The sequence below is a fragment of the Streptomyces sp. NPDC058308 genome, assembly GCF_042880275.1.
In the GTDB taxonomy this organism is placed as follows: Bacteria; Actinomycetota; Actinomycetes; order Streptomycetales; family Streptomycetaceae; genus Streptomyces.
Window position 1 is genome coordinate 471,576 of the sequence record NZ_JBHVZA010000001.1, and the last position, 13,659, is coordinate 485,234.

The 13,659-nt window shown below is 72.8% G+C and carries 15 protein-coding genes and 1 pseudogene; 8 read left to right on the top strand and 8 right to left on the bottom strand.

Annotated features, from left to right (window positions below):
- Positions 1-171 precede the first annotated feature (171 nt).
- From ACFVYL_RS01795 to ACFVYL_RS01805, 3 genes are all read left to right on the top strand, one after another.
- The gene (locus ACFVYL_RS01795; RefSeq protein ID WP_389712297.1) at positions 172-1,152 is read left to right on the top strand and encodes a TIGR03557 family F420-dependent LLM class oxidoreductase; all 981 of its coding nucleotides are present in this window, start codon (positions 172-174) and stop codon (positions 1,150-1,152) included.
- Between the two features lie 10 nt (positions 1,153-1,162).
- Positions 1,163-2,260 (top strand): enolase C-terminal domain-like protein, encoded by a 1,098-nt coding sequence (locus ACFVYL_RS01800; protein ID WP_389712298.1) that lies wholly within the window; start codon positions 1,163-1,165, stop codon positions 2,258-2,260.
- Between the two features lie 93 nt (positions 2,261-2,353).
- Positions 2,354-2,935 carry a hypothetical protein gene (locus ACFVYL_RS01805; RefSeq protein ID WP_389712299.1) on the top strand — a complete coding sequence of 194 codons (582 nt, stop codon included), beginning with the start codon at positions 2,354-2,356 and terminating at the stop codon, positions 2,933-2,935.
- 14 nt (positions 2,936-2,949) lie between these two features.
- Here ACFVYL_RS01805 and ACFVYL_RS01810 read toward each other — a convergent pair whose 3' ends face one another.
- On the bottom strand, positions 2,950-3,630 hold the full coding sequence (locus ACFVYL_RS01810) for a phage holin family protein (protein WP_389712300.1): 681 nt from the start codon (positions 3,628-3,630) through the stop codon (positions 2,950-2,952).
- Positions 3,631-3,790: 160 nt separating this feature from the next.
- Between ACFVYL_RS01810 and ACFVYL_RS01815 the strand changes: the two genes are divergently transcribed.
- The 3 genes from ACFVYL_RS01815 (at position 3,791) to ACFVYL_RS01825 (ending at position 5,113) form a co-directional block, all read left to right on the top strand.
- Positions 3,791-3,868, top strand: coding sequence for a 50S ribosomal protein bL37 (locus ACFVYL_RS01815; protein WP_370443954.1), 78 nt, complete (start codon positions 3,791-3,793; stop codon positions 3,866-3,868).
- A 230-nt stretch (positions 3,869-4,098) separates the two neighbouring features.
- On the top strand, positions 4,099-4,455 hold the full coding sequence (locus ACFVYL_RS01820; RefSeq protein WP_389712301.1) for a VOC family protein: 357 nt from the start codon (positions 4,099-4,101) through the stop codon (positions 4,453-4,455).
- A gap of 70 nt (positions 4,456-4,525) precedes the next feature.
- Entirely contained in the window at positions 4,526-5,113 is a 588-nt protein-coding gene (locus ACFVYL_RS01825; RefSeq protein WP_389712302.1) for a GntR family transcriptional regulator, read from the top strand.
- 13 nt (positions 5,114-5,126) lie between these two features.
- Here the strand turns inward: ACFVYL_RS01825 and ACFVYL_RS01830 are convergent, their stop codons facing one another.
- On the bottom strand, positions 5,127-5,516 hold the full coding sequence (locus ACFVYL_RS01830; protein WP_389712303.1) for a VOC family protein: 390 nt from the start codon (positions 5,514-5,516) through the stop codon (positions 5,127-5,129).
- Between the two features lie 185 nt (positions 5,517-5,701).
- Entirely contained in the window at positions 5,702-6,316 is a 615-nt protein-coding gene (locus tag ACFVYL_RS01835) for a class I SAM-dependent methyltransferase (protein WP_389712304.1), read from the bottom strand.
- A 251-nt stretch (positions 6,317-6,567) separates the two neighbouring features.
- On the opposite strand from ACFVYL_RS01835, the gene ACFVYL_RS01840 reads away from it, so the two are divergent.
- Entirely contained in the window at positions 6,568-7,185 is a 618-nt protein-coding gene (locus ACFVYL_RS01840) for a helix-turn-helix domain-containing protein (RefSeq protein WP_389712305.1), read from the top strand.
- A 77-nt stretch (positions 7,186-7,262) separates the two neighbouring features.
- Here ACFVYL_RS01840 and ACFVYL_RS01845 read toward each other — a convergent pair whose 3' ends face one another.
- From ACFVYL_RS01845 to ACFVYL_RS01855, 3 genes are all read right to left on the bottom strand, one after another.
- Complete coding sequence (locus tag ACFVYL_RS01845) at positions 7,263-8,372, bottom strand: hypothetical protein (protein ID WP_389712306.1); 1,110 nt, start codon at positions 8,370-8,372, stop codon at positions 7,263-7,265.
- Between the two features lie 2 nt (positions 8,373-8,374).
- Complete coding sequence (locus ACFVYL_RS01850) at positions 8,375-9,445, bottom strand: hypothetical protein (protein WP_389712307.1); 1,071 nt, start codon at positions 9,443-9,445, stop codon at positions 8,375-8,377.
- A gap of 387 nt (positions 9,446-9,832) precedes the next feature.
- Positions 9,833-10,063, bottom strand: coding sequence for a chaplin (locus tag ACFVYL_RS01855; protein WP_389712447.1), 231 nt, complete (start codon positions 10,061-10,063; stop codon positions 9,833-9,835).
- Between the two features lie 110 nt (positions 10,064-10,173).
- Here ACFVYL_RS01855 and ACFVYL_RS01860 point away from each other — a divergent pair.
- Positions 10,174-10,551 (top strand): annotated as a pseudogene (locus tag ACFVYL_RS01860) (amidohydrolase family protein); the annotation flags it as partial.
- Between the two features lie 39 nt (positions 10,552-10,590).
- On the opposite strand, the gene ACFVYL_RS01865 reads toward ACFVYL_RS01860, so the two are convergent.
- Both ACFVYL_RS01865 and ACFVYL_RS01870 read right to left on the bottom strand, forming a co-directional pair.
- Positions 10,591-12,564 carry a DUF5107 domain-containing protein gene (locus ACFVYL_RS01865; protein WP_389712308.1) on the bottom strand — a complete coding sequence of 658 codons (1,974 nt, stop codon included), beginning with the start codon at positions 12,562-12,564 and terminating at the stop codon, positions 10,591-10,593.
- Between the two features lie 81 nt (positions 12,565-12,645).
- A complete protein-coding gene (locus tag ACFVYL_RS01870) occupies positions 12,646-13,542 on the bottom strand; it encodes an arginase family protein (RefSeq protein ID WP_389712309.1) in 897 nt (298 codons plus the stop codon).
- Between the last annotated feature and the right edge of the window lie 117 nt (positions 13,543-13,659).

Genomic DNA, 13,659 nt, shown 5'->3' on the forward strand with positions numbered 1-13,659 from the left:
GCCCGGCGTCGGCCCGGTGGGCAGGGACCCCCCACGTGCCCCTGTGCGGCGGACGCCAAACTCCGGTGCCGGAAGGGTGGACACCGCTCCGGCGCCGTTTGCCGCCGCGCGCCGGGGTTACCCGCAGTCGTATCCGTCCAGCTCCGCACGCCGTTTCGGAGGTGCACCCCCATGCCCGAGTACGGATACTTCCTGTCGACCGAGGAGTTCGGCCCCGCCGAACTCCTCGAACAGGCCCGCATGGCCGAGCAGGCCGGGTTCCAGGCACTGTGGATCTCCGACCACTTCCACCCGTGGAACGCGGCGCAGGGACAGAGCCCCTTCGTGTGGTCGGTGATCGGCGCGCTCGCCGAGGCCGTGTCCCTGCCCGTCCAGACGGCGGTGACCTGCCCGACCGTGCGCATGCACCCGGCGGTCGTGGCGCAGGCCGCGGCGACGAGCGCGGTCATGACGGACGGACGCTTCCGGCTCGGCGTCGGTACGGGCGAGGCACTCAACGAACACATCCTGGGCGACCCCTGGCCGCCGGTCCACGTCCGCCTGGAGATGCTGGAGGAGGCGGTCCAGGTCATGCGGAACCTCTTCACCGGCGAGGAGGTCAGCCACCACGGTACGCACTACACGGTCGAGAACGCCCGCCTGTACACCGTGCCGGACGAGCCCGTCCCCATCGACATCTCCGGCTTCGGCCCCAAGGCGACCGCGCTCGCGGCCCGCGTCGGCGACGGCTTCGTCACGATGGCCCCCGACGAGACGCTCGTCTCCCACTACCGCAAGGGCGGCGGGGGCGGAAAGCCGGTCAGCGGCGGCCTCAAGGTCTGCTACGGCCTCGACCGCGAGGCGGCGACGCGCCGGGCACGCGAGCTGTGGGGCAATCAGCTGCTGCCCGGCGAGGCGGGCCAGATCCTGCCGACCCCACGCCACTTCGAGCAACTGGGACCGCTGGTCACCGACGAGATGGCCGCCTCGTCCTTCACGTGCGGCGCCGACGTCGACGAGCACGTGGGGGCGCTCACCGCGTACGCCGACGCCGGGTTCGACCGGGTGTACGTGAGCCAGATCGGCCCGGACCAGCGGGGCTTCTTCGACTTCTACCGCACCAAGGTGCTGCCGCAGATTCAGGACGCGGCGCCCGCCTCCCCCACGACCTAGGAACGATGCGATGAAGCACGAAGTCTCCCTCGAACGGCCCGCCGTCTCCGCCTTCACGGTGCCCGCGGACGCACCCGAGGCCGACGGCACCTTCGCCTGGGACACCACGACCGTCATCGTCGTCGAGATCACCGCGGGCGACGCGACGGGGACCGGCTGGACCTATGCTCCCGCCGCCACGGCCGCCCTCGTGGACGAACAACTCACCCCGGCGATCAGGGGACTTGACGCCCTCGACATCCCCGCCGCGCACGACGCGATGACGAAGGCGGTCCGGGACACCGGCCGCCCCGGCGTCGCCGCGTGCGCGATCTCGGCGGTCGACATCGCCCTGTGGGACCTCAAGGCCCGGCTTCTGGAGCTCCCTCTCGTACGGCTGCTCGGGGCGGCCCGCGAGGAGGTTCCCGTCTACGGGAGCGGCGGCTTCACGACGTACCACGACACCCATTTGGCGGCGCAGCTGAACGGCTGGGTGCACGGGCAGCACATTCCCCGCGTCAAGATCAAGGTCGGCGAGGAGTGGGGCCGGGCGGCCGCCCGCGACGTGTCCCGCGTCCGCACCGCCCGCGACGTGATCGGCCCGCAGGCCGAACTGTACGTCGACGCGAACGGCGGCTACACGCGCAAGCAGGCGGTACGCGTGGGCAGGGTGCTCGCCGAGTACGGCGTGGGCTGGTTCGAGGAGCCGGTGTCCTCGGACGACCTGCGAGGGCTCGCGCAGGTCAGGGACGCGCTGGTGTGCGACGTCACGGCGGGCGGGTACGGGTACGACCTGCCGTACTTCAGCCGCATGATCCCCTCCGTGGACTGCCTCCAGGTGGACGCGACGCGCTGCGGCGGTCTCACGGAGTGGCTGCGCGCGGCGGCCCTCGCGCAGGCACACGGCCTGGAGCTCTCGGCGCACCGCGCGCCGCACGCGCATGCCGCGGTCGCCGCGTGCGTGCCGAATCTGCGGCACATCGAGTGGTTCCACGACCATGTGCGGATCGAGTCGATGTTCTTCGACGGCGCGCTCGACCCGACCGGGGGCGTGGTCCGTCCGGGCTACGGCATCGGGCACGGACTGCAATTGCGCACGGACGAGGTGGCGGAGTTCCGGGTCGTGTGAACGGCCGCCGACCCCGGTCGTCGTCGCGCCGTCGCCGTCGCCGTCGCCGTAATACGATCGCGCGAGGCCGGGGAGCCCTGCCAGGCTCGCGTCATGGACAACCTCACGGGGAACGACAACACCACCGGGAACGCCATCGAGAACGCGGGCGAGCGAGCGGAGGTGCTGCTCATCGGGGGCCGGTCCGGCGTCGGCAAGTCGTCGGTCGGCTGGGAGGTCGCGGCGCGGCTGCGGGCCGCGGACATCGGCCACGCCCTGATCGAGGGCGACCTCCTGGACGCGGTCCACCCCGCGCCGACGGGCGACCCGGACCGCTCAGGCATCACGGAGCGCAATCTCGCGGCCGTCTGGGCCAACTACCGTGCGCTCGGCTGCCATCGGCTCGTCTACACGAACACGGCGAGCGTCCTCCCCTCCGAGGAGCAACTGTTCGCGAAGGCGATGGACGGTCCGCGCATCATCCGCGTCCTGCTGACCGCGACGGACGCGACGGCCGAACAGCGTCTCACCGCACGCGAGGTGGGCTCGGAGCTCGAACAGCAGCTGCGCCGCAGCGCGTACATGGCCCGCCACCTGGACGACCACGTGGGCCCCGGCACCCACCGCATCGCCACGGACGACCGCGGCCTACGGGAGATCGCGGCGGAGGTGGTGCGGGTGACGGGGTGGGAGTGACGCGGCGGTACGGCTCATCCGTCCCGGCGGGAGGGCGCCTCGGGGTCGGGGGTGCCTGCGCTGCCGTGGCCGGGGCCGGGGGCGGGTGTGGTGGGCGGCATGGGCGGGGGCGCGGGTGCGGGCACCTTGGGGCCGCCGGACGAGGTGGGTCCACCGGGCGAGGCGGGTCCGCCGGGCGAGGTGGGTCCGCCTGGGGCCGCGAGTCCGCCGGGAGCCGGGGCCCTGCTGGGGGCCGGGACACCGCCGGGAGCCGTGAGCCCGCTGCCGCCCGGTTCCGGCAGCGCTCCGGCCGCGGGAGCCCCGGCGTCCCGCCCGCGCCCCGGCCGTGCGGCGTTGCGCAGCACGATCGCCGCCGCGCCGAGCACGGCGCTCACGATGAGGGCCGCCGCCCAGGCGGGCAGACCGAGGTCGATGGCGAGGCCGAGGGCGAGCGCGACGGCGGCGCCCGCGTAGAGGGCCGCGGCGCCCGACGCGGCGTACAGCGTGGCCTTGCGCCGCTGCTTCCTGGTCTGCTCGCGCAACTCCTCCCGCAGCTCGGCGCGGATCGCCCGGACCAGTTCGTCGGTCAGACCCTTGTCGAGGCCGCCCAACGGTTTCCCGGGGTCGGTGAAGGGCTTCCCGGGGTCGGTCAGCGGTGTATCGGGGTCGGTCAGGGGCTTCTCGGGGACGGTCAATGGTTTGTCTGGGCCAGTCATGGCGCCCGGGTACCCGGGCCCGCGGACGCTTAACGGCAGGCCGTGCCCGCCGCCCGCACGTGACCCAGGCCACGCCATGACGAGGTGCACACCGGGGTAGGCGGCGCATGATCGCCCGGGTTCGCACCCGGGAAGCACCATCGGAACCACGGAGGTATCCATGTCCTCGAAGCGACGCCGTAAGAAGAAGGCCCGCCGCAAGAACGGCGCGAATCACGGCAGCCGTCCCCAGTCCTGACGGCGGGCAGAAGCACACCGGAGGGCGGCACCGTACGGTGGCGCCCGCCCGGGTGGGTGTGGCGGTGGGGGGCCACCTTCGGGGCCCGCCCTCCGGTGTGCTTGTGGCGTACGGGAGTTGACCGGCCGGAGCCGGAAGAGCTTCTCGCCGGAGACGGTGGCGGGCGAGCGGGCCATCATGAAATCGTTGCGGAGCCGGTGGCAGGTCAAAGAGGTGAGGGCGTTCCAACCATGGAGATTCTGGGAACCACGCTGCGGATCTGCGTCGAGGACCTGGAGTCCTCGGTCGCGTTCTACGAACGGCTGGCGGGCGGCACGGCCATGCGCTTCGAGCGCGGCGGCGTGTCCGTCGCGGCGATCGGCTGCTTCCTGCTGATGAGCGGCCCGGAACAGGAGCTGGAAGTGCTCCGCAAGGTCGCGGCGACCATCGCGGTCAAGGACGTCGACGAGGCCTTCGCCGTCCTGACCGCCTCCGGCGCGCGGATCGTCGCGGGCCCGGTCCCGACCCCCGTGGGCCGCAATCTCATCGCGATGCACCCCGACGGCGCCGTCTTCGAGTACGTGGACCGCCGCGCCGCCGACGGCTGACCCGTATCCTCCGCGGCGGGGCAGGCGTCCCCCGGGCCCGCGGGCCCGGAGCGAACCGAGGACGGTGCACGTGGCGGGCAGTACGGCGAGCGGCTCGGCGGACGGCACGAAGGACCGCACGGCGAGCGGTGCCGAACGGACGTCGCTGAGCGCCCAGACCCGCGAGGCCGTCCGGCAGCGCATCGTCGACCGCCGCTACGCCCTCGGCGCACGCCTGGTGGAGCGGGAGGTCGCCGAGGAGCTGCGGATGTCCCGTGTCCCCGTCCGCGAGGCGCTGCGCTCCCTGGTCGCCGAGGGCCTGCTCGAACTCCTTCCGCACAGCGGTGTCCGCGTCCGCCGCCTGGGGCGTGCCGACGTGCGCCACCTGTACGAGGTGTGGGAGCCCCTCGCCGTACAGGCGTCCCGGCTCTCCGCGCGCCGGGTGGCGCGCAGCGCGCCCGAGGAGCCGCCGGGTCTCGCCGCGCTGCGGGCCACCCTGGGCCACGCGGACCGGGCGCCCGACGCGGACGACGGTGCGCGTGAGGTGGCCGCGCACACCGCGGCGGCGAGCACCCTGCTCCACGTGCGGGACAGCCAGGCCGTGGCCCTGAAGTCGCTCTTCGAGGAGAGCGACTTCGAGGAGAGCGACGAGGACCGGGACGAGAACGGGCGGGCCTGAGCCGGACCCGCCGTCAGGCGGTGGTGGCGACCTTCCACAGGTGGCCGTCGGGGTCGCTGAAGTAGCCGAAGTACCCGCCCCACTCGGAGGCGGCCGCGGCCTTCACGACGGTGGCGCCGGCGGCTTCCGCCGCCTGCAGGGTCTCGTCCACCTCGTCCCGCGAGTCGGTGACGAAGTGCAGCGAGACGCCACGGAACCCGGACCCTTCGGAGGGCACTCCGGCGTCCTTGGCGGCCGCCTCCCACTCGTACAGCGCCAGCATCGAGGAGTCGGGCCCCAGGCCGCACCTCACGAACCCGGGGAAGTCCTGGTCGAGCTCGGCCCCCAGTCCTTCGACGTAGAACTTCTTGGCTCGGTTCAGGTCCTCGACGCCCAGCATCACGGTGTTCATCTGCAACGGCATGGCTTCTCCTTGAGGTGCTCGAGGTGGATGCCGTCACGCTATAGCCGCCCGTTTCCGCCGCGCTTCTCCGTTCCTGATCGCTTGGTGGGGCCCAGGCCGCGGGTCAGAACGCGGTGCACGGTCGAGGTGGGCAGCCCCAGGATCGACCCGGCGGACGAGGGACGGCGTATGAGGGTGTCGCTGGGTCAGGCTGGTTCGGTGGCGGACCGCTGGCGCACGGCTCGCAGGACGGTGTCGTGGGTGTGGTGTGTGCCGGCCGGGGCGGGTCCGGTGCGCGGGCGGGTCTCGTTGACCAGGACGTTCCAGGTGGGGGCGAGGAGTGGGGCGATGTCGTCGGGCTGGTAGTAGTCGGCGGGATCGAAGTCGCCGGACGGGGTGAGGTCGGTGCGGGCGTGGGTGGTGAGGAGCAGGGTGCCGCCGGGGGCGACCGCGTCGAGCAGGCGGTACAGCGCGGTGTGGCCGGGCTGACGGCGGAGCGGGAAGTATTGCAGGGACACCAGGTCGAAGCTGTGCGCCGGGGGTGGTGTGACGGTGAGGTCGGCCCGCGCCCAGGCCACCCGGGCTTGGCGGCCGGGAGCGGCGGCTGCGGCGCGTCGTAGGGCGGTGGCGGAGATGTCGACGGCGGTGACCTGCCAGCCTCGCCGGGCCAGCCAGAGTGCGTCGGCCCCTTCACCGCAGCCGACATCGAGAGCCTGGCCCGGTGTCAGGGCGGCGATCTCGCTGACGAGTACGGGGTTGGGTTCGCCGCTGAACACGTGATCTCGACTGCGGTACATGTCGTCCCAGTGCTGGGCATCCATGGGCTCGGTCCTCCTCGGTCTCTCGGGTGGTCGGTGTGCGGGCGGGCTCAGACCGCTGCCATGCGGGCGGGCTCAGATCGCTGCCAAAGCTGTGATGTCGTCGCCCTGCGGCTCCGGCCGCCCACCGGGCCGGACGAGGAGTCCGCAGGTGAGAGCGCCGGGAACGAACGCCGTGATGGTCACAGTGCCCCTGCTTCGACCATCGGGCAAAGCTCTTTGCGGAAAGTGAAAAGAGCAGGCAGGTTGGACGCGTGAGCGACGACTTCGAGGCAGTGCTGGCTGCCGTCGGCCCCCGGCTGCGCGAGCTGCGCCGCCGCCGCGGTGCCACCCTGACCGCCCTGTCGGAGACCACCGGCATCCCGATCAGCATCCTGTCCCGGCTCGAATCCGGGCGGCGCAAACCGGGCCTGGAACTCCTGCTGCCACTGGCCCGGGCCTACCGGATGCCTGTCGAGGAGCTGATCGGAGCCCCCACCGATCTGGATCCCCGGGTATATCCGCAGCCCTTCACCCGGAACGGCATGACCGTCGTCCCGCTCTCGCGCGCCCCCGGCGGGCTGCAGGCGTTCAAGCACATCCTGCCCGCCGGCCTGACCGACGGTCGCGAACCCGACCCTCGCGCCCACGAGGGCTACCACTGGCTCTATGTCCTGCGAGGCCGCCTACGCGTCGTTCTCGGTGACAACGACTTCATCCTCACCGAGGGCGATGCCGCCGACTTCGACACCCACCTCCCCCACTGGTTCGGCAACGCCGACCACCATCCCGTGGAGTTCCTCAGCATCCTCGGTCCGCAAGGTGAACGCGTCCACATCAAGGCCAGCTACCGCCCCGACCAGGGTCCTTCTGACGGATCTCCGCGGGAGTGAGGAGCGGAGGACGTCTTCCCCCGTCACCTCGCCCGCCCGTGGCAACAACGCTCGTGGTCAATACGCCTGAGGGTGTCTCAGTCGAACCGCAGGATGCGCGGTGCGAACGCCCCCTCCGGTCCGGCGGCGCGGCCGACCGCCCACACCGTCTCCGTACCCGGCACAGGCGCGAGGCGCAGCAGCGCGGAGTCACCCTCCCCTGCCACTTCCGGTTCGCTGTATCCGGTGAACGACTCTCCGTTCCAGGCGAGGAAGTCCGGTCCGGGCACGAGCGGCGGATAGCTGCCCGGCGGGCCCCACTTCTGCGAGCGGGCCACCGAGACCCAGCCCAGCTTGCCGTTCGTGGCGGGCGCCATCGAGGTGATCGCGCCGAAGTCGGTGGGCACGGCCACCCGGCTCCACGACTGCCCGTCCCAACGGACAAGCAGGGGCGGGATCGGCTTGCCCACCGGGCCGCCGATGAAGCCGGCCGTGCCACCCGCCCACACCTCCGTCGGCGAGGTCGCCAGGACGGTGGTCACGGTCGCCCGCGGGAATCCGTCCACGATGGTCTGCTGCCACGCCTGCCCGTTCCAGTGCGACACGGCCGCACCCGATCCGGTCGCGCCCGCGGCCCAGGCGTCGTCGGCCGCCAGGACGTGCAGTCCGTACACGGCTCCGGGCGGCACCGGCAGGTCCCGCCAGCCGCGCCCGTCCCTGCGCAGCAGGACCTGCGCGCCCTCCCGCGTCCCCATGAGCCAGGTCTCGCCGCCGCCCGCGACGACCTTGGTCGGCATGACACCGCGGGGCGGGCGGCTCTCCTCCCAGGCCTTGCCGTCGAAGCGGAGCAGGCGGGCGCCGCCCGACGCGTCACGGCCCGCCGCCCAGACCGCGGTCGGTGAGGTCGCGGCGATGGACACCAGCTCCCCCTGCCAGCCGGACCCGGGCAGTTTCTGGTGCTGCCAGGCGGTGCCGTCCCAGCGCAGCAACAGCGGGAAGCCCGGCGCCTCGCGCCCGACCGCGTCGGCGCCGACGGCCCACGCCCGGTCGGGGCCGAACGCCACGGCCTCGCTCAGCCCGGCTTGCGGGCGTACCTGGGCCGGGACGGGAACGTGTTGCCAGGACCGTGTCTCCGCCGCGGCCGCGGCCATGACGGCCACGAGGGTCAGGACGGCGGCGAGGGCCGCGACGAGAAGTCTGCGTGCCATGGTCAGCCTCCCAGCCGCTCGCTCATCAGGTTCGGTTTGGAGCCGTAGATCTCGACGGTGCCGAAGGAGAGCAGCGCGGATCCGGCCCTCGTCAGCTCACGCGGTTTGACGGCGATCGCGTTCGTGCGCTCCGGACCGTACGAGAAGGTGGTGCGGGAGCCGTTCACGCGTGCGTACTTCGACTGGAACGCGCGGTCGCCGCGCATCGGCAGCCACAGCGCGCCGTCCGGTCCGCGCACCATGCCCTCGGTGTAGGTGTCGCCCAGCGGGGGGTAAGCGGTGCGCCAGGCATGCCCGTTGAAGGTCATCAGGTAGGTGCGGGCCACGCCGTCGGTGTACTGGCTGCCGCCGATGGTGACCCGTCCCGACGGTTCGAGCAGGGTCGTGTGCACGTTGCTGTTGGGCGGCAGCGGCACCTTGCCGTCGCGCCAGGCCGTGCCGTCCCAGCGCAGGATGGTGGACCCGGTGGTGGTGTCCGCCCAGGCCCAGGCGTCGGTGGCCGTACGCGCGGTGATCCCCATCAGGTACAGCACACCGTCCGGGGTGGACTGCGTGGTCCAGCCGGAACCGTCGTAGTGCAGCACCTTCAGCCCGGTGTCGTCCTCACCGACCACCCAGGCGGCACCCGGTACGGCGGCGAAGTCCTGGTAGGTCCACAGGGTTTGCGGCAGCGGGATCGCGCGCCATGTGCCCGTCGCCGAGCGGCGCAGGATCTCGCCCTGCCCCGCGCGGTTGTGGAGGACCCACATCTCCTTGCCGACGAACTGCACCGTGCCGAGCCAGCCCGGCTCACCGGCGCCGGGGAATGTGGCGTCCCGGCTCCACGCCTCGCCGTCCCACCGGTACAGCATCGGCCGCAGCCCGTCGGGGACCTGCTCGAACCCGGTGGCCCACGCCTCGCCGGGCCCGCGTGCGGCGAGGTCGGACACGGTCACGGGCGGGGCCGCCGCGGGGACGGTGAGCGCCGCCCAGCTCGGCGCCGGGGCGGGTGCCGAAGCAGGCGCCGCGACCGGCGACACCACCGCGGCACACGCGATCACCAGGCAGACGACAAGCGCACGGAGACCGTTCACGGGACCTCCCCAGTCCGCGAAGGCCGCTCAGCCTATTGGCATGCATCCGACATGAACAGACGTCGCACGGCCGTTTGGCCAAAGGCCCTGCGCGGTGCGCGGGATGAGGTCGAGGGCTTCCTCTGCGACCTTCGTCGGCTCCGCGGCTCCGCGGCTCTGCGGCTCCGCCGCGCACGGGCGGGCGTCGCGCCCCCGCCAGAAACGCGGGGGCCGGGCCGCCCTTCCGGAAGGGAAGAACCGGAAAGCCGACCCGGCCTGTCACGGCACAGGAAACCGTGAGACCCATCTCGACCGGAGGCCGGTCGCGACCGTGCGGTCAGTGGCGACCGAGTGGTCAGTCGTGACCATGTGGTCGGTCGTGACCGTGCGGTCGGTCGTCGACTGCTGTCAGTCGTTGACGCAGGTGTTGCCGAAGGCCGGGTTGAGCAGGCCGACGATGTCGATGCTGTTGCCGCAGACGTTGACCGGGACGTGCACCGGGACCTGGATGACGTTGCCGGAGATCACGCCGGGCGAGTTCTGGGCGGCACCCGAAGCGCCGGCGTCGGCGGCGGCGATACCGGTGGCACCGAGCACGGCGGCACAGGCCGCGGCGGCGGCGATACCGATCTTGATCATGGGCTTCATCGAGACTCCTTACAGAAGACGGATCCGGGCGGAAAGCCAGGAACAAGATCGCTAACGCGACAACCCGCCAGGAGGTCACGCCCTGCGGCCCACTCCCGCAGACGGTCGCCCCGAACGAGCCGCTGGTCCTGCCGATCGCGAAGTTGCGCGAGCACGGGGTGCGCGTCGGGCTCGGCTCCGACGGCGTGCGTCACGCGTGGAGCCCGTTCGGCAACGCGGACATGCTCCCCCGCACGCACATCCTGGGCTGGGTCACCGACGTCCGCCTCGACGAGGAGCTTGCCGACTGCTACCGCGTGGGCGCCCACGGCGGCGCGGACGTCATGGGCCTCGACCACGCCGACTTCACGCCGGGCGCCCCGGCCGACTTCCTCCTCGTACGCGGTGAAGGCCTGCCGCAGGCGGTCGTCGACGTGCCACAGCGGGATCTGGTGGTGCGCGGCGGCCGGGTGGTGGCACGCGACGGCGAACTGGTGTGACGCCCGCGCTCCGCAGCCATCGCCCCCCCTTCACCGGGCTCAGCTCTCCGCCGGACGCATCCGGAAGTCGTACCGCTCCGGCACCTCCTCGCCCGTCGCCGCCGTCCACAATTCGCCCAGGGTCTCCGCCCCCTCGCGCAGGTCCGCCGCCTCGAAGCCGGACTCGAAGACGGCGCGCACCGCCGCCAGATCGCCCTCTGCATAGAGGAGTTGGGCTTCAAGGAGGCGGAAGCGGCCCTCGGCGCGGGTGGTCTCGCCGAGGCGGGTCCATACCGCGCGGGCCGCGTCGGGGCGGTCTGCGGCGAGCAGCGCCGTGATCGCCTCGCGGCCGAGGGCGGCCGTCGCCGCGGTCCAGACGGCGCCGTCGTCGCGCCGCTCCTGGCACAGGTCGTCGAAGGCCTCCGTGTACCGGTCGGCGGCCCGTTCGGTGTTGCCCTCCGCTCGGTCGGCGACGGCGAGACAGCGCAGCAACGGCCAGCGCGAGGGCGCCAGTTCGAGGCCGCGCTCCCAGCTGCGGACGGCCTGGGCCCGGTCGCCCGCGTGCCACTGCGCGATGCCCAGGTGGTACTCGGCGAGCGGTCTGGCGGGCGCCGTCTCCAGCATGTCCCGCCAGTGCCTGGCGACCAGCGTCGGCCCGGGCGGAGCGACCTTGCGCGGCTCCGGGACGGCGCCCGTGTGCAGCAGCTCAAGCCACGGCGCCTGCTCGGGGCCGAGCGTCGACTCGGCGAAGGGCGTGCCGGGCAACTTGTACTCGCCGCGCAGGACTTCGAGCGCGCCCCACCCGGAGCCGACGGCGAGCACCTCGCCGGGTTCGTGGTCGGCGCAGGCCAGCCACGCCCCGTACGCGGCGTCGACCGACTCCCGCGGCAGCGCGTCGGCGAGGCGCGCCGCCACCTCCTCGCGGGCGCCCGCCCAGTCGCCGTGCACCCGGTCCGCGGGCGCGGACAGCGGCCCGTACGACTCCAGCCAGCTGAACTCGGCCTCGGCGTCCAGGCGTACATGCTCCAGCTGGGTGCGGGCGAGGCCCGACTGGATCTCGGCGTAGCCGCCGGTGCCGGGTTCGGTGAGCCACTCCTGCCAGCGCCGGCCGCCGGACCCCGTGCCCCAGACGAAGAGCTTGCGGCCGCGCGGCAGGTCCGTGGAGGTCTGGACGAGGCCGTGCCCGGCGTCGTCGAGCGCGGCGATCCAGCGCCGGGCGCCGTCGGGCACGTCGTAGAAGTAGTCGGCCGGGTACTCGCTGCGTCGCGGGTAGGTGCGGTCCACGCCCTCGAACTCCGGAACCGGCACCTTCCGCAGCGCGCCGGTGTACGCGAACTGCCAGGCCTCGTCGGCCGGGGCGAGCACCCTGCGCGCGTCGGGCACGGCCATGTTCGACCACCAGTAGACGGGTGCGGGCCTCTGGTGCGGGTTGCGGACGCGGACGCCGACGTGCAGGAAGTCGGAGTCCTCCGGCAGCCACAGGTCCACCTGGAAGGGCAGGTCGCGCAGCCGCTCCCACTCCCACAGGCGCAGCATCTCGCCGCCGTCGGGCGCCCGTACCCGCGCCGCGTGCACGGGGGCACAGGACAGGGTGGTGTGGCCGGTGGCGCCGATGTTCCACTCGATGCCGCCGGAGCACCAGGCGCCGTTGAGCGCGAAGGCGGCGGGCTGCAACACGGGGTTCGTGTAGAGGAGTTCGCGCCCTGTCGGCTTGTGCAGGAGCGAGTGGACGCGGCCGCCGTACCCGGGCAGGACGGTGGCGCGCAGCAGGTCGTTCTCGACGACGAGCACGTCGAGCGCCGTCTCGGTGCGCGTCCGCCCGTACGCGTCGAGGACCCGGGTGGGCAGCGGTGAACTCAGCGGCTCGTACCCGAGTTGGCGTGCCATGTCGCGCGGCAGCCCGTCCTTCGCGCGCTCCTCGAGGACGTGCGTCGCCCGCAGCGGAAGGAGCGGCGGCAGCGGGTTCTCGGGCCCCGGCTCGGCAGCGGGCAGGGTCAGTACGTCGCGTCGCACGGTGGTCTTCACGATCACCATGGAACACGTTCGGCGGGGCGTCGGCCAGAGCACACCCAGGTCAGGATTGTGCAAAGGCCGCCGAGAGTGCCCGGCCCGCGGTCAGGACGGGGTGAGGGCCTCCACGATCACGTCGGTGAACACGTCGCCCGCCTTGCCGTCGGGGTCGAGATCGGGGTCGTAGATGGTGACGTTGAGGCCGACGCAGCGCGGCGAGCGCACGAACGGCCGCAGTAGTTCCAGGAGTTCGTCGGGGAAGAGGCCATCCGGCTCGGGACTGTCGACGGCGGGCATCACCGAGGGGTCGAGGATGTCCGCGTCCAGATGCACCCAGAAGCCGTCGAGCTCGGGCACTTCGAGGGTCTGCGTGACGGCGCGGGCGATGTTCTCGGGGCCCCACTTCCTGAGCTCGCCGACGGTGGCGTTGGCGATCTTCAGCGCGGTGAACTCCGCCCGGTCCTCGTCCCCGTCCCGCAGCCCGAAGAGCGTCACGTCCTCGTCGCGCACGTAGGGCCGCAGCCCTTCGATGTCGGTGAGGTCGTCCTGTCCGCGGCCGGTCGCGAGGGCGAGCTCCTCGCCGCCCGCGGCGCCGACCCCGTCGGAGTTGCCGGGGTGGCGGAAGTCGGCGGAGCCGTCGAGGGAGACGATGCCGTACCGCCCGATGCGGCGCAGCGCGAGGGCGGCGCCCAGCTGGATCGAACAGTCCCCGCCGAGCACGACGACGAAGTCCTCGCCGCGCACGTGGTGTTCGATGCGGTCGGCCAGCTTACGGGTGTACGAGGCGATGGCCGCCGCGTTGAAGACGCCGTCGCCCTCCTGCCAGTCGCCGCGGTCGTAGCGCGGCGGTACGACGACGCCACCCTCGAAGGCGCCGAGACGACGCAGGATGCCTCGCTCCCGCAGGGCGCCGGCCAGTTTGTGGCAGCCGGGCACGGTGCCGGGGGCGGGCGGGCGCAGGCCCAGGTTGGAGGGTGCGTCGACGACCACGATATTCCGCATGCCGCCCATCCTGGGCGACGCACGCCGAGGCTTTCAACTCCGTCGTCGCGCGGGCGGGCGGTGCGGGGCGGAACTCGCATGCGCGGCGCGCCTGTCGGGTGATCGCCCGGGGCAGGT

What these genes read in the sequence shown, in the direction of transcription:
- ACFVYL_RS01845 (WP_389712306.1), bottom strand. Translation starts at nt 8,372, where the DNA reads ATGGCACGCAGACTTCTCGTCGCGGCCCTCGCCGCCGTCCTGACCCTC.
- ACFVYL_RS01855 (WP_389712447.1), bottom strand. Translation starts at nt 10,063, where the DNA reads ATGATCAAGATCGGTATCGCCGCCGCCGCGGCCTGTGCCGCCGTGCTC.
- ACFVYL_RS01810 (WP_389712300.1), bottom strand. Translation starts at nt 3,630, where the DNA reads ATGACTGGCCCAGACAAACCATTGACCGTCCCCGAGAAGCCCCTGACC.
- ACFVYL_RS01830 (WP_389712303.1), bottom strand. Translation starts at nt 5,516, where the DNA reads ATGCCGTTGCAGATGAACACCGTGATGCTGGGCGTCGAGGACCTGAAC.
- ACFVYL_RS01870 (WP_389712309.1), bottom strand. Translation starts at nt 13,542, where the DNA reads ATGCGGAATATCGTGGTCGTCGACGCACCCTCCAACCTGGGCCTGCGC.
- ACFVYL_RS01820 (WP_389712301.1), top strand. Translation starts at nt 4,099, where the DNA reads ATGGAGATTCTGGGAACCACGCTGCGGATCTGCGTCGAGGACCTGGAG.
- ACFVYL_RS01835 (WP_389712304.1), bottom strand. Translation starts at nt 6,316, where the DNA reads ATGGATGCCCAGCACTGGGACGACATGTACCGCAGTCGAGATCACGTG.
- ACFVYL_RS01800 (WP_389712298.1), top strand. Translation starts at nt 1,163, where the DNA reads ATGAAGCACGAAGTCTCCCTCGAACGGCCCGCCGTCTCCGCCTTCACG.
- ACFVYL_RS01805 (WP_389712299.1), top strand. Translation starts at nt 2,354, where the DNA reads ATGGACAACCTCACGGGGAACGACAACACCACCGGGAACGCCATCGAG.
- ACFVYL_RS01865 (WP_389712308.1), bottom strand. Translation starts at nt 12,564, where the DNA reads ATGGTGATCGTGAAGACCACCGTGCGACGCGACGTACTGACCCTGCCC.
- ACFVYL_RS01795 (WP_389712297.1), top strand. Translation starts at nt 172, where the DNA reads ATGCCCGAGTACGGATACTTCCTGTCGACCGAGGAGTTCGGCCCCGCC.
- ACFVYL_RS01815 (WP_370443954.1), top strand. Translation starts at nt 3,791, where the DNA reads ATGTCCTCGAAGCGACGCCGTAAGAAGAAGGCCCGCCGCAAGAACGGC.